This window comes from Streptococcus sp. GMD3S (assembly GCF_000298695.2).
Taxonomy (GTDB): Bacteria; Bacillota; Bacilli; order Lactobacillales; family Streptococcaceae; genus Streptococcus.
In genome coordinates, this window is sequence record NZ_AJRC02000073.1 from 1 (window position 1) to 852 (window position 852).

Here is an 852-nt window from a genome sequence, read left to right on the forward strand (position 1 = left end):
CCTAAACGGGAAATATGAAAAAATGTCCCGAGAGACACGTGAAAAGATTGAAAAAGTTATTCATGAAACAAATTACAAACCGAGCATTGTTGCGCGTAGCTTAAACTCCAAACGAACAAAATTAATTGGTGTTTTGATCGGTGATATTACCAACAGTTTCTCAAACCAAATTGTTAAGGGAATTGAGGATATCGCCAGCCAGAATGGCTACCAGGTAATGATAGGAAATAGTAATTACAGCCAAGAGAGTGAGGACCGGTATATTGAAAGCATGCTTCTCTTGGGAGTAGACGGCTTTATTATTCAGCCGACCTCTAATTTCCGAAAATATTCTCGTATCATCGATGAGAAAAAGAAGAAAATGGTCTTTTTTGATAGTCAGCTCTATGAACACCGGACTAGCTGGGTCAAAACCAATAACTATGATGCCGTTTATGACATGACCCAGTCCTGTATCGAAAAAGGTTATGAGCATTTTCTTTTGATTACAGCGGATACGAGTCGCTTGAGTACTCGGATTGAGCGGGCAAGTGGTTTTGTGGATGCTTTGACAGATGCTAATATGCGCCACGCCAGTCTAACCATTGAAGATAAGCATACGAATTTGGAACAAATTAAGGAATTTTTACAAAAAGAAATCAATCCCGATGAAAAAACTCTGGTATTTGTTCCTAACTGTTGGGCCCTACCTCTAGTCTTTACCGTTATCAAAGAGTTGAACTATAACTTGCCACAAGTTGGGTTGATTGGTTTTGACAATACGGAGTGGACTTGCTTTTCTTCTCCAAGTGTTTCGACGCTGGTTCAGCCCGCCTTTGAAGAAGGACAACAGGCTACAAAGATTTTGATTGA

Annotated in this window: 1 protein-coding gene; it reads left to right on the top strand. The window is 39.9% G+C overall.

Annotated elements, in window-relative coordinates:
- A partial coding sequence (locus GMD3S_RS0210240) for a LacI family DNA-binding transcriptional regulator (RefSeq protein ID WP_029709357.1) occupies positions 1 to 852 on the top strand: 852 nt, incomplete at both ends.